Raw genomic sequence first — 14,919 nt, forward strand, 5'->3', positions numbered from 1 at the left:
CCCGGTGGCGCAATGTTACCGGGCAAGACGCTACATCCGCAGCATTCCTTTCTCTTCCAGAAACGCGATAATTTTTTCCAGACCCTCTCCGGATTTTAAATTGCTGAACGTCCATGGACGCTCCCCGCGCATACGCAGGGTATCGCGTTCCATCACCTCCAGCGAGGCGCCGACGTAAGGGGCCAGATCGGTTTTATTGATAACCAGAAAATCGGATTTAGTGATCCCCGGCCCTCCCTTACGCGGGATCTTCTCGCCTTCGGCAACGTCGATCACATAGATCGTCAGATCCGCTAATTCCGGACTAAAGGTGGCGCTCAGGTTATCGCCACCGCTTTCCACAAAAATCAGATCCAGATTGCCGAATTTCTCGCTCAGCGCCTCTACGGCAGCCAGATTCATCGACGCATCTTCGCGGATGGCGGTATGTGGGCAGCCGCCGGTTTCCACACCGACGATCCTGTCTGGCTCCAGTGCGCCCGCCTCGGTGAGAATGCGCTGATCTTCTTTGGTGTAGATATCGTTGGTCACCACCGCCAGTTGATAGCTGCTGCGCATGGATTTGCATAACGCTTCCAGCAGCGCCGTTTTGCCGGAACCGACCGGGCCGCCAACGCCCACACGCAGGGGATGCTTGTAGTTACTCATTTTTTCTCCTCAGGAGCGGAATAATCGGGAATATTGGGTTTCATGCCGGGCAGACGCGATAGCGGCCAACGGCGTTGCGGAGCCGAGACTGGCGTCAGGCGTCGCCAGCGCCTGAGCCAGACCCTGCGCATAGCGACCGCAGAGCGCAATAATCAAACGCTGGGCCGCCTGTTGTCCAAAAGGAACCAGCTTGACGCCAGCCATCACAGCGCTCTCAATCCAGCTGTAGCCGAGGCTTAACGCCAGTTCGGTCAGGGGAATTCTCCAGCGCACGGCCAGCCAGGCCATGCCGCAGAGTTGGCTGTCGGCGAAGAGAGTGCGCCACTCTCGCGAGCAATCCGCCTCCCAGTCGGTGACCAGCCGCGTAAACGCCGCGCCCCGACTGCGTTCTTCATCCCGCAGTTCGCGGGTTTCGCGACAGGCTAACAGGTAAGCGCTCCAGCGGCGTGCGGCGTCGAGATCGTCCTGCTCGCAGGCGCGATACAGTCTCGCCAGCAGCGGTAGGTCGACGGTAAAAAAGTTCTGCTCCATCTGCTGAATTTGCCAGGCAGAGAAGTCATCGACGCTTTTCACCCAGCCAATCTCCACCGCCCACTCCAGACCCTGGGACCAGGTAAACGACCCCACCGGGAGTGCGCTGCTGGCGAGCTGCATCAGACGCAGTTGTTGGGTGTTATGCATCAGTGCGCATGGCCGTGATGATGCCCGTGTGATTCACTGGCATAAGCGCCTGCTTCCGGTTCAAACGGCAACTGGGCGAACGTCACCTCGAGGTTGAACTGGCGCAGCATGGCGTCCAGCACATGATCGTGGTGGTAGCGCAGCTCATCGGGCAGAATTTGCAACGGAACGTGGCGATTGCCGAGGTGATAACAGGCTTTGGCGAGCAGGAAAGGATCGGCGCAGCGCACCACGGAAACCGACTCCGGCGCGGCGATCACTTCGATCACCTCGCTTCCATCGTCGGTGGTCAGCAGGTCGCCACCGCGTAACAGCAAACCGCGCGGTAGCATCAGCCCGGCTTCGCGACCGTCGTTCAGCGCCACTCTGGCACGACTTTTTACCCGCATATCAATGGGTAGCGTGACGCTTGCGGTGACGCGGTGAGCGTGGTCAAGGCGTTGGGTCAGGTAGATCATCGTCACTCCTAAAACAGAAAATAGCGTTGTGCCATCGGCAAAACGTTTGCCGGTTCGCTGGTAATCAGTTCGCCATCAATACGCACCTCGTAGGTCTGAGCATCGACGGTGATATTGGGTTGCAGGTCGTTGTGGATCATGTCGGCCTTTTTCACTGTTCTGCAGCCTTTAACGACGGCGATGGCGCTTTGCAGGTTGAGCTGCTGCGCGATGTTTTGCGCATCAGCGGCCTGCGAAATAAAGGTCAGCCGGGTGTGATGCCGCGCTGCGCCAAGTGCGCCGAACATCATGCGGTAATGCACCGGCTGTGGGGTGGGAATCGAGGCATTGATGTCGCCCATCGGCGCACAGACGATCATCCCGCCTTTAACGATCGTCGCTGGTTTTACGCCAAAGAAGGCCGGTGACCACAGCACCAGATCGGCCAGTTTGCCAGGCTCAACGGAGCCGACTTCATGGGCGATACCGTGGGTTAGCGCCGGATTGATGGTGTATTTGGCGACGTAGCGTTTAACGCGCAGGTTGTCGTTGTCACCGGATTCTTCTGCCAACGGGCCACGCTGAACCTTCATGCGGTGTGCCACCTGCCAGGTGCGCAGGATCACTTCGCCCACGCGCCCCATTGCCTGTGAATCGGACGAGGTCAGGGAAAAGGCGCCAATGTCATGCAGCACATCTTCGGCAGCGATCGTTTCCCGGCGAATGCGTGATTCGGCAAAGGCCACGTCTTCGGCGATATCCGGATCGAGATGGTGGCAAACCATCAGCATGTCGAGATGCTCGTCGATGGTGTTGATGGTATAGGGCAGCGTCGGGTTCGTAGAGGAGGGCAGGATATTCGGATGCGCGCAGGCGGTGATGATATCCGGCGCATGACCGCCGCCCGCGCCTTCGGTGTGAAAAGTATGAATGGTGCGATCGCCAATCGCCGCCAGCGTATCTTCCACGAAACCGGACTCATTGAGCGTGTCACTGTGCAGCGCGACCTGGATGTCCATCTCGTCGGCCACGGTCAGTGCGCAGTCAATAGCGGCGGGCGTGGCACCCCAGTCTTCATGGATTTTCAGGCCAATTGCGCCCGCGGTGATTTGCTCGCGCAAGGCGTCAGGATTTGAGCCGTTACCTTTGCCCAGTAAGCCGATGTTAACTGGTAACGTGTCTGCCGCCTGCAGCATGCGTGCGATGTACCACGGACCCGGCGTACAGGTGGTGGCGTGAGTGCCTGCGGCCGGACCGGTGCCGCCGCCGATCATCGTCGTCACGCCGGAAACCAGCGCCTCCTGGGCCTGCTGTGGGCAGATCCAGTGAATATGCGTATCTACGCCGCCCGCAGTGACGATCTTGCCTTCCCCGGCGATGACTTCAGTTCCCACGCCTATCGGGATCGTGACGTTGGGCTGAATATCGGGATTACCCGCTTTGCCGATGGCGAAGATCCTGCCGGCTTTGATACCAATATCCGCTTTCACGATCCCCCAGTGATCGACGATCAGCGCGTTGGTTATCACCAGATCCACACATGCATCGGCGCGCATTTGCCCCTGGCCCATGCCGTCGCGGATCACTTTTCCGCCGCCGAATTTGACCTCTTCACCGTAGGTGGTGAAGTCTTTTTCCACTTCGATCCACAGGTCGGTATCCGCCAGGCGCACTTTATCGCCGGTGGTTGGGCCAAACATGTCGGCGTACGCCTGCCGGGAAATGTCACTCATTATCTGCCTCCAGCGCGCCCATCACTTCGCTGCGAAAACCCACGATCCTTTGTGCGCCAGCAACGCGCACCAGTTCGACTTCGCGTTTTTGTCCTGGCTCAAAACGCACCGCTGTGCCCGCAGCAATGTTCAGACGAAAGCCGCGTGCGGCCAGCCTGTCAAAGTGCAGCGCCGGGTTCACTTCGAAAAAGTGATAGTGCGATCCCACCTGGATGGGCCTGTCGCCATGATTTTCCACCACGATCGTGCAGATCTCTCGCCCCTGATTAAGTGCGATACTGCCTTTTGCGATCTGATATTCACCTGGGATCATTGCCGCTCCTTAGACGATCGGGTTGTGGACAGTGACCAGTTTCGATCCGTCCGGAAAGGTGGCTTCAACCTGAATATCCGGGATCATTTCCGGTACGCCTTCCATCACCTGATCGCGGCGCAGGACGTGACGCCCGTCCTCCATCAGCGCGGCCACGGTTTGCCCGTCGCGCGCCCCTTCCATGATGAAAGCGCTAATCAGCGCCACCGATTCCGGGTAGTTCAGCTTCAGCCCGCGGGCCAGGCGACGTTCCGCCACCAGCGCGGCGGTAAACAGCAACAACTTATCTTTTTCTCTGGGGGTCAGTTCCATAAGGGTTCTCTTAGATTTGCCAGATTCGCGGGAGTACAGGCGTTTTATGTGTCAGCAGCGGGCGCAAAAATTGCCAGATGTCACGCATAACGCGCTGAACAACCAGGTTGTCGTTAGCAAGAAAACGGATTGTCAGCAGCGAGTCGTTAAGCGTTGCCCCGGCGTAATCGCCAAGCGCCATAAGCCGCTCCCGCGTGCCCTCCAGCATGTGTTCGTTGGCCGGATAACACAGCAACGTGCCGACCCAGGGATGATGCGCGACGCCGCTCAGATTCCCCTCCTGCAATATCAAGCGTTCTATCAGCAGCGGAAGCCCATCTCGCCACACTTCCAGGCGATTTTGCAGCATGCCGTGGCTGAAAGTTTCCTGCATAACCGGTCGGCCAAGACACAGCAGATCCCAGGCCAGCAGGCGGCTCTCTGATGCGATGTGAAAGACGGACTGAATAGCGGCGTTGGCGCCGGGAAAGAGGATCGTATCCTGCGGCAGCCACTCCAGCGTGGCGTGCGAGGCGAGGGTAAAATGCTGGTGCAGCAACGCTTGTGGCCCTCGGCTGCGATAAAACTTGCCCGCGCCGGGCTGGGTGATTAACGCATGGCTGTTTTCGTCGAGTGTGACGGCAATATGAAGCTCATCCCCGCCAACGATCCCCGCAGGTGGATGCAGCAAATAGAGGTGGCAGACGTCTTCTTCCGGGTAAAACGGGCGCTGAACCGTCAATGGACCATGATGACGCGCCGAGGCGAGCACCGTTTTGTGCCCGGAGCAAGTAAAATGCAGTTCCAGTTCGGCCTGCCAGCCCCGTGTGAGTGTCTCGTGCGCAACCGTGTCCAGAGCGTTTCCCCTATCAGCATGAGGGTGTTTGCATACAAAAAAGTATGCCTCAGCGCATCGGGAAATCGATCATATGAGAAGCTTATGGATAAAGGGGCGACAATACGCCGCCCAAGGGAGATTACAGCAAAACGAGGGGCATCCAGACCAGACCGGTGATCACCAGCAGCACGAGGAAAATCAGGCCAAAAATAGCGCCGAGTCGCCAGTAATCCACCGTTGGCAAATAACCGCTGCCGTAGTAGATAGGGCTAGGACCGGTGGCGTACGGGGTCAGAATGCTGCCCAGGCCAATGGCGGCGCCGACCATCAGGCAGAAGACCGGTAGCGGGATATCCGGCATTGCCAGCGCGGCGGCAATCATCATCGGCGCAAGGGCAGAGGTATACGCCGTGGCGCTGGCAAAGAAGTAGCGCAGCAGATAGAACACCACGATCAGCGCCACCATCACCATCATTGGCGAATAGCCGCTCAGTCCTCCCGCCAGCAGCTTGCCAAACCAGGAGATAAAGCCGGTGTTATTGAGCCCGGTGGCGAGCGTTATCAGCGAGGCCAGCCAGAAAAAGACGTTCCATGCGGCTTTATTGCTGACGATGTCATCCCAGCTAATGATGCGTAGTACCAGCATCAACGCCACCACGCTGTATCCGACCATTGCGGCGTCAATGTAGTCGCCGCCGAAGATCCACAGCACCAGCGCGCCGACCATCAGTGCCAGCATCTTTTTCTCGCGAGCGCAGAGCGGTCCCATCGCTTTTAGCTCTGTATCAGCCCAACGTGGAACCTGATCGCCGGATTTCAGCATCGGTGGATACAGCAGGTACGCCAGCCACGGCACGATCAGCACCAGCAAAATGCTCAGCGGCAGCATGCCTAAGAACCAGTCGCCCCAGCTCAGCGCCGTGTGGGACGCGCCCTTCATCAGGCCGATCAACAGCAGATTTGGTGCCATCGCCGTTAAGAAAATAGCGCTGGTAACGCAGTCAGCGACAATGCCCATCCACATGATGTACGAGCCAATGGAGCGTGAACTGGCGCTATTGGGCTGCGAGTTATACAGCGGCGGCAGGTTGCGGATAATCGGGTAGATTATTCCGGCTCCGCGCGCGGAGTTGGAAGGCGTGACGGGAGCGAGGATAAGTTCGGAGAACATCACCGCATAGCCGAGAAATAACGTCCGGTGCCCCATCTTTTTCACCAGCATCAGCGCGATTCGCCGACCAAGGCCGGTTTTCTCATAGCCGGTACCAAACATAAAGGCCGCGAAGATCAGCCAGATGACCGAGTTTGAGAATCCAGATACCGCCCACGACAGCGATTTGGCGGTAAATTTAAAACCGTCCTGCGCGAGTTGCTCCGGACTGAACAGCAGCCACGGTGAAAGGACAGCGATGATCGAAATGCCAATCATCGCCACCACCGCGCCCGGTACAGGTTCCAGAATAAGCCCGACAATCACACCGGTAAAGACGGCAAAATAGAGCCAGGTGTGACTCTCAAGACCGGTGGGGACGGGCAGAACAGCAATAATGGCGATAACCACCAGCGGAGCCAGGTATCGCCACCAACCAGCTAAAGGTGCCATTGTTGTATCCCTGCGAAGAGGGAGAGGCGTTACGCCCCTCCGGGAGGGTTATTTGATGTAGTGCACGTGCTCGCAGATTTCTTCGACGATAGGATCGCGACGTTCAGCGAACAGCTTTTTGTTTTCGGCAATCAGGTTATTACCGTGAGTATCGATGGAAACGATCAGCGGGCCGAACTCTTTTACCCGGCATACCCACAGAGATTCCGGCATGCCGAGTTCGGTCCAGTGTACCTCTTCAATTTCTTCAACCTGAGTAGCCGCCACGACCGCACAGCCAGCCGGGAAGATGACGTGCAGTGATTTAAACTGTTTGCAGCCTTCTTCCGTCAGCGGCCCCATGCCGCCTTTGCCGACCACCAGCCTGACGCCCGTCTGCTCGATAAAGTCTTTCTCAAACGCTTCCATACGCATGCTGGTAGTTGGGCCGACGGAGACCATCTCCCATTTTTCACCGTTCTTACGGACGATCGGGCCCGCATGGAAAATGGCTTTGCCGTTCAGGTCATAAGGAATCGGGCGCTTCAGTTCGATCAGGCGACGGTGGCAAACGTCACGGCAGGTCACCAGCGTGCCGGTCAGGTAAATGACATCGCCAACGCGAATGTCTGCCAGATCTTCGGTTTTGATCGGGGTTGTGAGGATCTTTTTCATAACGCGCTCCGGGTGTGAGACAGGTTTTCGAAGGAGAGGTCGGCATGAACCAACAGCGTGCCGCGACGATGCGCCCAGCAGCCGGTAGAGACGGCAACGCCGATAGTCGACGGGTGGCGTGCGGCGGATTCGATATGCACGCCCATCACTGAGCTATTCCCGGTCAACCCTTGCGGCCCAATGCCCAGATGATTAAGTCCTTCTTCCAGGCGCAGTTCCAGTTCTGCCGCTTTTGGGTTTGGATGGCGTGATCCGATTGGGCGCAGCACCGCTTTACGAGAAAGCACGGCAGCGGTTTCGACAGAGGTGGCAATACCCACGCCCACCAGCACCGGAGGACAGGCGTTAACTGCCAGCGTGGAGATATTTTCGAAGACAAATTTCACCACGCCTTCATAGCCTTCAGAAGGCATTAACACTTTCGAGCGCCCCGGCAGCGTACAGCCGCCGCCTGCCATGTAGACTTCGATTTCCGCGTCATCGTTATCAGGGATGATGTCCCAGGTGACCCACGGCACACCGGTACCGGTATTTTTTCCGGTATTCACTTCGTCAAAAATCTCAACCGCGTTATGGCGCAGCGGCGCTTTTACCGTGGCATCTTCAACAGCCTGCTTCAGAATGCTTTGCAGTTCGCCAAGTAGCGGAAAACGGGAACCGACCTTCACGAAGAACATAATCTCCCCGGTGTCCTGACAGGCAGGGCGGTTCAGGTCGATAGCTTTCTGCATGTTGTCAAACATGGTGTGGTAGATGATTTTACCCATCGGCGAGGTTTCGCCTTCACGCAGCTGTTTTAATTTATCCACAACATCGTCAGGCATGCGGGTAGAAATCATGGCGGTAAAGTCGGCGACAATGTTCGTCAGCGTAGCTATCGCATGTTGGTTATTTTGATTGCTCATCTTATTAACTCCAGTTCTTTTATTTGTCTGGAAATAAATTCTCCGCCACAAACTACCACTAAATATGTGGTTTTATATTATTTGGCACTGTGAATATCTAATTAACAGTTCGTGAATGATGTCCAGATAAGGCAATAAAAATTGCGCCAGGGCAGGGTTTAATACGTATGGGAGAATTACACTGCGGTTAATCACATTACGGATTACCGATCATGCTGAATACGTATCCCCTGGCGAAAGACCTACAGGTGCTGGTTGAAATTGTTCATAGCGGCAGCTTTAGCGCCGCCGCTGCGACGCTGGGCCAGACGCCAGCGTTTGTGACGAAGCGCATTCAGATCCTCGAGTCCACGCTAGGGGCTACGTTGCTAAGCCGCTCGGCGCGCGGCGTGGCGCTAACGGAGAGTGGCCAACGTTGCTATGAACACGCGCAAGCGATCCTCGCAGGTTATCAACATCTGGTCGATGACGTTACGCAACTCAAAACGCGTCCGGCAGGGATGATTCGTATCGGCTGTAGCTTTGGTTTTGGGCGCAGTTATATTGCACCGGCAATTACAGAATTGATGCACAGCTATCCTGAATTACAGGTACATTTTGAACTTTACGATCGGCAAATTGATTTGGCGCAGGATAATATCGATTTGGATATTCGTATCAATGATGAAATTCCTGATTATTATATTGCTCATTTGTTAACGAAAAATAAAAGGATATTATGCGCAGCACCGACGTATTTACAAAAATACGGTGAGCCGACGACGTTACAGGAATTAATTCGGCATGATTGTCTGGTCACCAAAGAACGGGATATGACTCACGGGGTGTGGGAACTGGATAACGGTCAGGAGAAAAAGTCGGTTAAGGTGGCGGGACATCTTTCTTCTAACAGCGGTGAGATTGTGCTGCAGTGGGCGCTACAGGGAAAAGGGATCATGCTGCGTTCTGAATGGGACGTACAACCGTTTCTGGCCAGCGGTGAACTGGAGCGGGTGCTGCCGGACTATGCGCAGAGCGCTAATATCTGGGCGGTTTATCAGGAGCCGCTGTATCGCAGCGTGAAGCTTCGCGTGTGCGTTGAGTTTCTGGCGACGTGGTGTCAGAACCGATTAGGCAAACCGGTGGAGGGGTATCACATCCCCAAGGCCGGATAAGACGCCGACGCGTCGCTATCCGACAATAAAATCACTCGGGGTCTTTTTCGCGTTTTTTCTTTAGCTTGGTCCAGATCTTCGGCTCCTGACGACGCCACAGACGCTGAATGTTGTCATGGTGACGAAGCAGAATTAAGCACGACAACATGGACACCGGGAAAGTGAACTGGGGATTGAACCACCAGACGTAAAAAGGGGCGATCAGCGCACTGACGATAGCGCCTAACGACGAGTAGCCGCTTAACAGGACGGTTAGTAGCCAGGTTCCGGCCATCACGCCGGTTAAGTCCCAGCCAATCGGCGCAATTGCGCCAAAGGCGGTGGCAACGCCTTTTCCACCTTTAAAGCCGAAAAATACCGGCCAAATGTGTCCCAGACAGGCGGCGATTGCGATCAATCCCAGCCAGAAGGGGCTGACGCCTAGCGCATAGGCACCCCAGACGGGTAACATACCTTTCAGGACGTCGAAAATCAGTACCGCGACGGCGGCTCCCTTGCCACCGATGCGCAGCACGTTTGTCGCGCCCGGATTGCCAGAGCCGCTGTCGCGCGGGTCCGGCAATCCAGCAAGGCGGCATACCAGAATAGCACTGGAAATTGAGCCACAGAGGTACGCGAAGATAATCATTCCAGGCGCGATTGCACTCATAAGCTGTTCCGTTTTGAAAATGTCGTGTAAAACGCTACTTCTGTGGATAATACGCATATTTCGCCGGAAGTGGTATCCGGGTTAGCCAAAAAGCAGGCAGGTCGTGATGGATATTGTATTTATAGAGCAACTTTCTGTAATCACCACTATTGGTGTTTACGACTGGGAACAAACGATCGAACAACGGTTGGTGTTCGATATCGAAATGGCATGGGATAACCGCAAATCAGCTAAAAGCGATGATGTGGCTGATTGCCTGAGCTATGCTGATATTGCTCAAACGGTTGTTAATCATGTGGAAGGTGGGCGTTTTGCGTTGGTAGAACGCGTGGCGGAAGAGGTGGCGGATCTGCTGCTTAGCCGCTTTAATTCTCCCTGGGTACGGATCAAACTCAGTAAACCTGGCGCGGTAGCCCGTGCGGCGAACGTCGGGGTTATCATTGAGCGTGGCAATAATCTGAAAGAAAATAATTAATTTAATAATTTCTAAAACAAACGGGTATAAAAGGGTCCTTTCGTCGGCTCTTTTTTGCCGTGGTTTCTCTATCTAGGGGTTTATTAATGAGTGATATGCACTCGCTGCTGGTGGCGGCAATTTTGGGTGTGGTCGAAGGGTTGACGGAATTTTTACCCGTTTCCAGTACCGGCCATATGATTATTGTTGGCCACCTGCTGGGTTTTGAGGGTGACACCGCAAAAACTTTCGAGGTGGTAATCCAGCTAGGTTCTATTCTGGCAGTCGTGGTGATGTTCTGGCGACGTCTGTTTAGTTTGATTGGCATTCACTTCGGCAAAGCCCCGCATGAAGGTACTGGCAAAGGTCGACTGACGCTGGGACATATTCTGTTGGGGATGATCCCAGCCGTAGTGCTGGGGCTGATATTCCACGACACCATCAAATCGCTGTTTAACCCGATCAACGTGATGTATGCGCTGGTGGTAGGGGGCGTGCTGCTGATTGCCGCAGAATGCCTGAAGCCGAAAGAGCCGCGTGCGCCGGGTCTGGATGATATGACCTATAGGCAGGCGTTTATGATCGGCTGTTTCCAGTGTCTGGCCCTGTGGCCGGGCTTTTCTCGCTCCGGGGCGACGATTTCTGGCGGTATGCTGATGGGCGTGAGCCGTTACGCGGCGTCTGAGTTTTCTTTCCTGCTGGCCGTGCCGATGATGATGGGTGCAACGGCGCTGGATCTCTACAAGAGCTGGTCGTTTCTCAGCGCATCAGATATCCCGATGTTTGCCGTCGGTTTCGTGACGGCGTTTATCGTGGCGCTGGTAGCGATCAAAACCTTCCTGCAGCTGATTAAGCGTATCTCGTTCATTCCGTTTGCGATTTATCGCTTTGTTGTAGCGGCTGCCGTTTACGTCGTGTTCTTCTGATGACTTACCGTGGTGCCGGATGGCGGCGTTTCGCCTTATCCGGCCTACGGGTGATATTCGTTCAGGCGGTGGGTTTAGGACACCGCTTCTCCTTCCAGTTGGCCACCGCCGCAATGCGACGCCGGGTCAGTTCCTCGCGAATAGCCTGACCTTTGAATCCCGCTTCCACGACATCTTTCGTGGGAACCGCCTGTGCAACCAGCCAGGCTTCACGCAACAGCCTGCCTTGTGGGTAATCCGCCGCTTCAAAACCGGTTCGCCCACGCACGTCGGCCTCGCTGGTGAGGGCGATTTGCTCCACGCGCTGCGGTTTGCGCCATGCATCGATGGAATCAAACAGCTTAACGATGGTTTTCGGTTGCAGGATCGGGAAGGTATGAATCAGGTCGTGGAACTCGGCCACCAGTTTGGCTAAATCACGGATGTCATTCGGCACGCGCAGGCGCTGACACAGTTGCTCGACCAGCTTAACGCCCGCCGGACCGTGGCCATGATGGCGCGGCCATAGCGCTTTAGGCGTTAATGCTTTGCCAAGATCGTGGCACAGCGTGGCAAAACGCACGTCGACCTCCGGGCTTAACATGGCTGCCATCGACAGCGTCATCAGCGTGTGAATACCGGTATCAATTTCCGGGTGCCACTGCGCGGGCGCGGGAACGCCGAACAGAGCATCCACTTCAGGAAACAGAACGTGCAGTGCGCCGCAGTCGCGCAGGACCTGAAAAAATACCTGTGGGTTGCGGGTGGTTAAGGCGCTTTCCGTTTCTTTCCACACGCGCTCTGGCGTCAAGTGTTCCAGCTCGCCAGCGGCGTTCATATCGCGCATCAGCGTCATGGTTTCGTCGGCAATACGAAAGCCAAGGTGCGCATAGCGGGCAGCAAAGCGCGCTACGCGCAGCACGCGCAGTGGATCTTCGCTAAAAGCCGGGGAAACATGACGCAGCAGGCGGTTTTCCAGATCATCGCGTCCGTTATACGGGTCGATAATCTCCCCGTTGTCATCGCGGGCCATTGCGTTGATGGTCAGGTCGCGCCGCTGAAGATCGGCCTCCAGCGTCACATCTGGCGCGGCGTAGCAGGTGAATCCGGTATATCCCGAACCTGATTTGCGTTCAGTACGCGCCAACGCATACTCTTCCCGGGTTTGCGGATGCAGAAACACGGGAAAATCGCGGCCTACCTGTTGGTAACCCGCGTCGAGCATTCCTTGCGGCGTGGCACCGACAACGACCCAATCTTTATCTTTAATCGGTAGCCCTAATAACGCATCCCGAACAGCACCACCGACCAGATAAATCTTCACGCCACTTTCCTTTTGAAAAAAACATCCCTTAATCATATGTCAGTGTGGCGGAGAAGGCGATTCAGTTCATCCAGCGATCTTTGCGTTTACGGCTTGGGATCATGTGTGGCAGAACCAGACCGAGCAGCAGACCAAGACCCAGCACGCCGCCGCCATACATAAACCATTGCATGATGATAGTACGCTGCTTGTCATCAAGCTGAAGGTTGGCTGCGCTCACCTTCTTTTGCGCCACGATAAGTTCGTTCTTCAGCTTCTGGTTTTCTTGTTTCAGCCCGTCAATCACGCTGTCGCTCTGCGCTACCTTTTGCTGCATGTCGGCGGTACGCTGATTCCATGTGGTATCGATATTATTGAGCTTATCGGTCAAGATCTTAACCTGGTTTTCCAGGTCGGGAACGCGGGTACGCAGGCTCGGCGTACTGTTCAGCTCTTTCAGTGGGATCCAGGCGGTACGTCCGGTGCTGTCTTTCACCTGGGCGTAGTTGGTGTTGGCATCAGTCTGTAATAGCGTGACTTCCTCGCCGGCGTTAACCGTACCCACGAGGCGATAATTATCTCCCGGACCGCTGCGGACCCAGGTGTTCAGTTCGTCAGAGACATAGCGCTTTTCTTCGGCATGAGAGACTGCAGTGGCGCTAAGTGCGAGTAAAGTTAATCCAATCAGGCGTAATTTTGGCATCAGGCTGTCGTTATTGTCATAGAAAGTGGAACGATAGTAGTGGCATCAGTGTCTCTACGCAAAGCATTCGACATCAATCGGAATCATCTGTGTCCTTTTTGCCACCACTCGAAACTTTTACGCCCGTCAAATTGCTCGTTGCATGGCAATTTGGCGCAAAATACTATCTACTGACCATAAAGAACGAACTTAGTTCGCAGTCAGTTTTCTCAACTGTGACATAACCCATAAGTACAAGACCATGGCCCAGGAAATCGAATTAAAATTTATCGTTAATAGTGACGCTGTCGATGCGCTACGTGAACGTCTGAATACGCTGGGGGGAGAGCATCATGCACCCAGCCAGTTGCTGAATATTTACTACGAAACGCCGGATGCGTGGTTGCGTGGTCACGATATGGGGCTGCGTATTCGCGGTGAAAACGGTCATTACGAAATGACCATGAAAATTGCCGGACGCGTGACGGGCGGCCTGCATCAGCGACCGGAATTTAACGTTGCGCTGGACGCGCCTGAGCTGGATCTCGCCTTGTTCCCAACGGAAGTCTGGCCTGATGGCAAACTGCCCGCTGAACTTGCTTCTCAAGTGCAGCCGTTGTTCAGCACCGATTTTTTCCGTGAGAAATGGTTGGTTGATGTTGATGGCAGCCGGATTGAAATGGCCCTCGATGTGGGGGAAGTGAAAGCGGGCGAGTTTGCAGAACCTATCTGTGAGCTTGAACTTGAACTGCTAAGCGGCGATACCCGTGCGGTACTGAAGCTGGCAAACCAGCTGGTTTCGCAAACCGGTTTACGCCAGGGCAGTTTGAGCAAAGCCGCGCGCGGTTATCATTTGGCCCTGGGGAATGCGCTGCGCGAACTCAAACCGACGCGGATTTTGAAGGTTCCGGCGAAGGCGAGCATTGAGCAGGGCTTGGAAGCGGCGCTGGAGCTGGCATTATCACAGTGGCAGTACCACGAAGAGCTGTGGGTACGCGGCGTTAAAGGGGCGAAAGCCGAGGTGCTGGCGGCAATGGGGCTGGTGCGTCACATTCTGATGTTGTTTGGCGGTAATGTGCCACGAAAAGCGAGCGCTCACTTACGTGATTTGCTGACCCAATCGGAAGCGATCATTGCGTCGGACGTTTCTGCTATTTCGGCGGTTTACAGTACGCAAACGGCAATGGCCAAGCTGGCGCTGACCGAATGGCTGGTGACCAAAGGATGGCAGCCGTTCCTGGATGCGAAGGCGCAGGGCAAAATTGCCGACTCCTTTAAGCGCTTCTCTGATACCCATCTTTCACGCCATGCCGCTGAGCTGAAAACCGCTTTTGCGCAGCCGTTGGGCGATCAGTACGCCGATCAGCTTCCACGTTTGACGCGCAACATTGATAGCATGCTGATGCTGGCGGGATACTACGACGAAAATGTCGCATCAGAATGGATCGCTACTTGGCAGGGCTTACGTCGCGCCATTGCGGCCAACCAATATATTGAAATTGAACACTTCCGCAACGAGGCGATCGCGCTGGAACCGTTCTGGCTGCACAGCGGAAAACGATAATCAGGGCCGAGGCCGGGATGCCTGATGGCGCTGCGCTTATCAGGCCTACGCGATGTGTGTAACTGTCATGTAGGTCGGATAAGGCGAAAAGACGCATCCGGCACC

Annotated in this window: 17 protein-coding genes; 4 read left to right on the plus strand and 13 right to left on the minus strand. The window is 55.5% G+C overall.

The window, feature by feature from the left end; translation table 11 throughout:
* Positions 1 to 30: 30 nt before the first annotated feature.
* The 10 genes from ureG to ttdA all read right to left on the minus strand — a co-directional run bounded on the left by ureG (position 31) and on the right by ttdA (position 8,103).
* Positions 31 to 648, minus strand: a complete 618-nt coding sequence (gene ureG / locus GFB57_RS07940) for an urease accessory protein UreG (protein WP_003024692.1) — start codon at positions 646 to 648, stop codon at positions 31 to 33.
* Positions 649 to 657: 9 nt separating this feature from the next.
* The gene (locus GFB57_RS07945) at positions 658 to 1,329 is read right to left on the minus strand and encodes an urease accessory UreF family protein (RefSeq protein ID WP_003024687.1); all 672 of its coding nucleotides are present in this window, start codon (positions 1,327 to 1,329) and stop codon (positions 658 to 660) included.
* Positions 1,329 to 1,787 carry an urease accessory protein UreE gene (ureE, locus tag GFB57_RS07950; protein WP_003024684.1) on the minus strand — a complete coding sequence of 153 codons (459 nt, stop codon included), beginning with the start codon at positions 1,785 to 1,787 and terminating at the stop codon, positions 1,329 to 1,331. The genes GFB57_RS07945 and ureE overlap by 1 nt, the downstream gene beginning before the upstream one ends.
* Before the next feature lie 8 nt (positions 1,788 to 1,795).
* The gene (gene ureC, locus GFB57_RS07955; RefSeq protein WP_003024682.1) at positions 1,796 to 3,499 is read right to left on the minus strand and encodes an urease subunit alpha; all 1,704 of its coding nucleotides are present in this window, start codon (positions 3,497 to 3,499) and stop codon (positions 1,796 to 1,798) included.
* The gene (locus GFB57_RS07960) at positions 3,492 to 3,812 is read right to left on the minus strand and encodes an urease subunit beta (protein WP_003024680.1); all 321 of its coding nucleotides are present in this window, start codon (positions 3,810 to 3,812) and stop codon (positions 3,492 to 3,494) included. Before GFB57_RS07960 ends, ureC begins: the two co-directional genes overlap by 8 nt.
* Positions 3,813 to 3,821: 9 nt before the next feature.
* Entirely contained in the window at positions 3,822 to 4,124 is a 303-nt protein-coding gene (locus GFB57_RS07965) for an urease subunit gamma (RefSeq protein WP_003024678.1), read from the minus strand.
* 10 nt (positions 4,125 to 4,134) lie between these two features.
* Positions 4,135 to 4,959, minus strand: a complete 825-nt coding sequence (locus tag GFB57_RS07970) for an urease accessory protein UreD (protein WP_197082022.1) — start codon at positions 4,957 to 4,959, stop codon at positions 4,135 to 4,137.
* 121 nt (positions 4,960 to 5,080) lie between these two features.
* Positions 5,081 to 6,544, minus strand: a complete 1,464-nt coding sequence (locus tag GFB57_RS07975) for an anion permease (protein ID WP_003024674.1) — start codon at positions 6,542 to 6,544, stop codon at positions 5,081 to 5,083.
* A gap of 48 nt (positions 6,545 to 6,592) precedes the next feature.
* Positions 6,593 to 7,198, minus strand: coding sequence for a L(+)-tartrate dehydratase subunit beta (gene ttdB, locus GFB57_RS07980; protein ID WP_003024671.1), 606 nt, complete (start codon positions 7,196 to 7,198; stop codon positions 6,593 to 6,595).
* The gene (gene ttdA, locus GFB57_RS07985) at positions 7,195 to 8,103 is read right to left on the minus strand and encodes a L(+)-tartrate dehydratase subunit alpha (protein WP_003024669.1); all 909 of its coding nucleotides are present in this window, start codon (positions 8,101 to 8,103) and stop codon (positions 7,195 to 7,197) included. The genes ttdB and ttdA overlap by 4 nt, the downstream gene beginning before the upstream one ends.
* 212 nt (positions 8,104 to 8,315) lie before the next feature.
* On the opposite strand from ttdA, the gene GFB57_RS07990 reads away from it, so the two are divergent.
* Entirely contained in the window at positions 8,316 to 9,257 is a 942-nt protein-coding gene (locus GFB57_RS07990; protein WP_003024666.1) for a LysR family transcriptional regulator, read from the plus strand.
* Between the two features lie 31 nt (positions 9,258 to 9,288).
* Here the strand turns inward: GFB57_RS07990 and plsY are convergent, their stop codons facing one another.
* Positions 9,289 to 9,906, minus strand: a complete 618-nt coding sequence (plsY, locus tag GFB57_RS07995; RefSeq protein WP_003024662.1) for a glycerol-3-phosphate 1-O-acyltransferase PlsY — start codon at positions 9,904 to 9,906, stop codon at positions 9,289 to 9,291.
* Positions 9,907 to 10,012: 106 nt separating this feature from the next.
* Here plsY and folB point away from each other — a divergent pair, with 106 nt between their 5' ends.
* Together folB and bacA are read left to right on the plus strand one after the other, a co-directional pair.
* The gene (gene folB, locus GFB57_RS08000; RefSeq protein ID WP_003024659.1) at positions 10,013 to 10,381 is read left to right on the plus strand and encodes a bifunctional dihydroneopterin aldolase/7,8-dihydroneopterin epimerase; all 369 of its coding nucleotides are present in this window, start codon (positions 10,013 to 10,015) and stop codon (positions 10,379 to 10,381) included.
* Positions 10,382 to 10,467: 86 nt separating this feature from the next.
* Positions 10,468 to 11,286 carry an undecaprenyl-diphosphate phosphatase gene (gene bacA, locus GFB57_RS08005; protein ID WP_003024655.1) on the plus strand — a complete coding sequence of 273 codons (819 nt, stop codon included), beginning with the start codon at positions 10,468 to 10,470 and terminating at the stop codon, positions 11,284 to 11,286.
* Positions 11,287 to 11,347: 61 nt separating this feature from the next.
* Here bacA and GFB57_RS08010 read toward each other — a convergent pair whose 3' ends face one another.
* Positions 11,348 to 12,589 carry a multifunctional CCA addition/repair protein gene (locus GFB57_RS08010; protein ID WP_003024653.1) on the minus strand — a complete coding sequence of 414 codons (1,242 nt, stop codon included), beginning with the start codon at positions 12,587 to 12,589 and terminating at the stop codon, positions 11,348 to 11,350.
* Between the two features lie 61 nt (positions 12,590 to 12,650).
* Positions 12,651 to 13,271, minus strand: a complete 621-nt coding sequence (locus tag GFB57_RS08015; protein WP_003024650.1) for a TIGR04211 family SH3 domain-containing protein — start codon at positions 13,269 to 13,271, stop codon at positions 12,651 to 12,653.
* Between the two features lie 241 nt (positions 13,272 to 13,512).
* Here GFB57_RS08015 and GFB57_RS08020 point away from each other — a divergent pair, with 241 nt between their 5' ends.
* Positions 13,513 to 14,814 carry an inorganic triphosphatase gene (locus GFB57_RS08020; RefSeq protein ID WP_003024647.1) on the plus strand — a complete coding sequence of 434 codons (1,302 nt, stop codon included), beginning with the start codon at positions 13,513 to 13,515 and terminating at the stop codon, positions 14,812 to 14,814.
* The last annotated feature ends 105 nt before the right edge of the window (positions 14,815 to 14,919 follow it).

The sequence above is a fragment of the Citrobacter sp. S39 genome (assembly GCF_009495675.1).
GTDB classification, from domain to species: Bacteria; Pseudomonadota; Gammaproteobacteria; order Enterobacterales; family Enterobacteriaceae; genus Citrobacter; species Citrobacter freundii.

Excerpts from the sequence above, each read along its gene's own strand:
- ttdA (WP_003024669.1), bottom strand. The coding sequence starts at position 8,103 with ATGAGCAATCAAAATAACCAACATGCGATAGCTACGCTGACGAACATT.
- GFB57_RS07975 (WP_003024674.1), bottom strand. The coding sequence starts at position 6,544 with ATGGCACCTTTAGCTGGTTGGTGGCGATACCTGGCTCCGCTGGTGGTT.
- ureC (WP_003024682.1), bottom strand. The coding sequence starts at position 3,499 with ATGAGTGACATTTCCCGGCAGGCGTACGCCGACATGTTTGGCCCAACC.
- GFB57_RS08020 (WP_003024647.1), top strand. The coding sequence starts at position 13,513 with ATGGCCCAGGAAATCGAATTAAAATTTATCGTTAATAGTGACGCTGTC.
- bacA (WP_003024655.1), top strand. The coding sequence starts at position 10,468 with ATGAGTGATATGCACTCGCTGCTGGTGGCGGCAATTTTGGGTGTGGTC.
- ureE (WP_003024684.1), bottom strand. The coding sequence starts at position 1,787 with ATGATCTACCTGACCCAACGCCTTGACCACGCTCACCGCGTCACCGCA.
- plsY (WP_003024662.1), bottom strand. The coding sequence starts at position 9,906 with ATGAGTGCAATCGCGCCTGGAATGATTATCTTCGCGTACCTCTGTGGC.
- GFB57_RS07965 (WP_003024678.1), bottom strand. The coding sequence starts at position 4,124 with ATGGAACTGACCCCCAGAGAAAAAGATAAGTTGTTGCTGTTTACCGCC.
- GFB57_RS07990 (WP_003024666.1), top strand. The coding sequence starts at position 8,316 with ATGCTGAATACGTATCCCCTGGCGAAAGACCTACAGGTGCTGGTTGAA.
- GFB57_RS08015 (WP_003024650.1), bottom strand. The coding sequence starts at position 13,271 with ATGCCAAAATTACGCCTGATTGGATTAACTTTACTCGCACTTAGCGCC.
- GFB57_RS07945 (WP_003024687.1), bottom strand. The coding sequence starts at position 1,329 with ATGCATAACACCCAACAACTGCGTCTGATGCAGCTCGCCAGCAGCGCA.
- folB (WP_003024659.1), top strand. The coding sequence starts at position 10,013 with ATGGATATTGTATTTATAGAGCAACTTTCTGTAATCACCACTATTGGT.
- ureG (WP_003024692.1), bottom strand. The coding sequence starts at position 648 with ATGAGTAACTACAAGCATCCCCTGCGTGTGGGCGTTGGCGGCCCGGTC.
- ttdB (WP_003024671.1), bottom strand. The coding sequence starts at position 7,198 with ATGAAAAAGATCCTCACAACCCCGATCAAAACCGAAGATCTGGCAGAC.
- GFB57_RS07960 (WP_003024680.1), bottom strand. The coding sequence starts at position 3,812 with ATGATCCCAGGTGAATATCAGATCGCAAAAGGCAGTATCGCACTTAAT.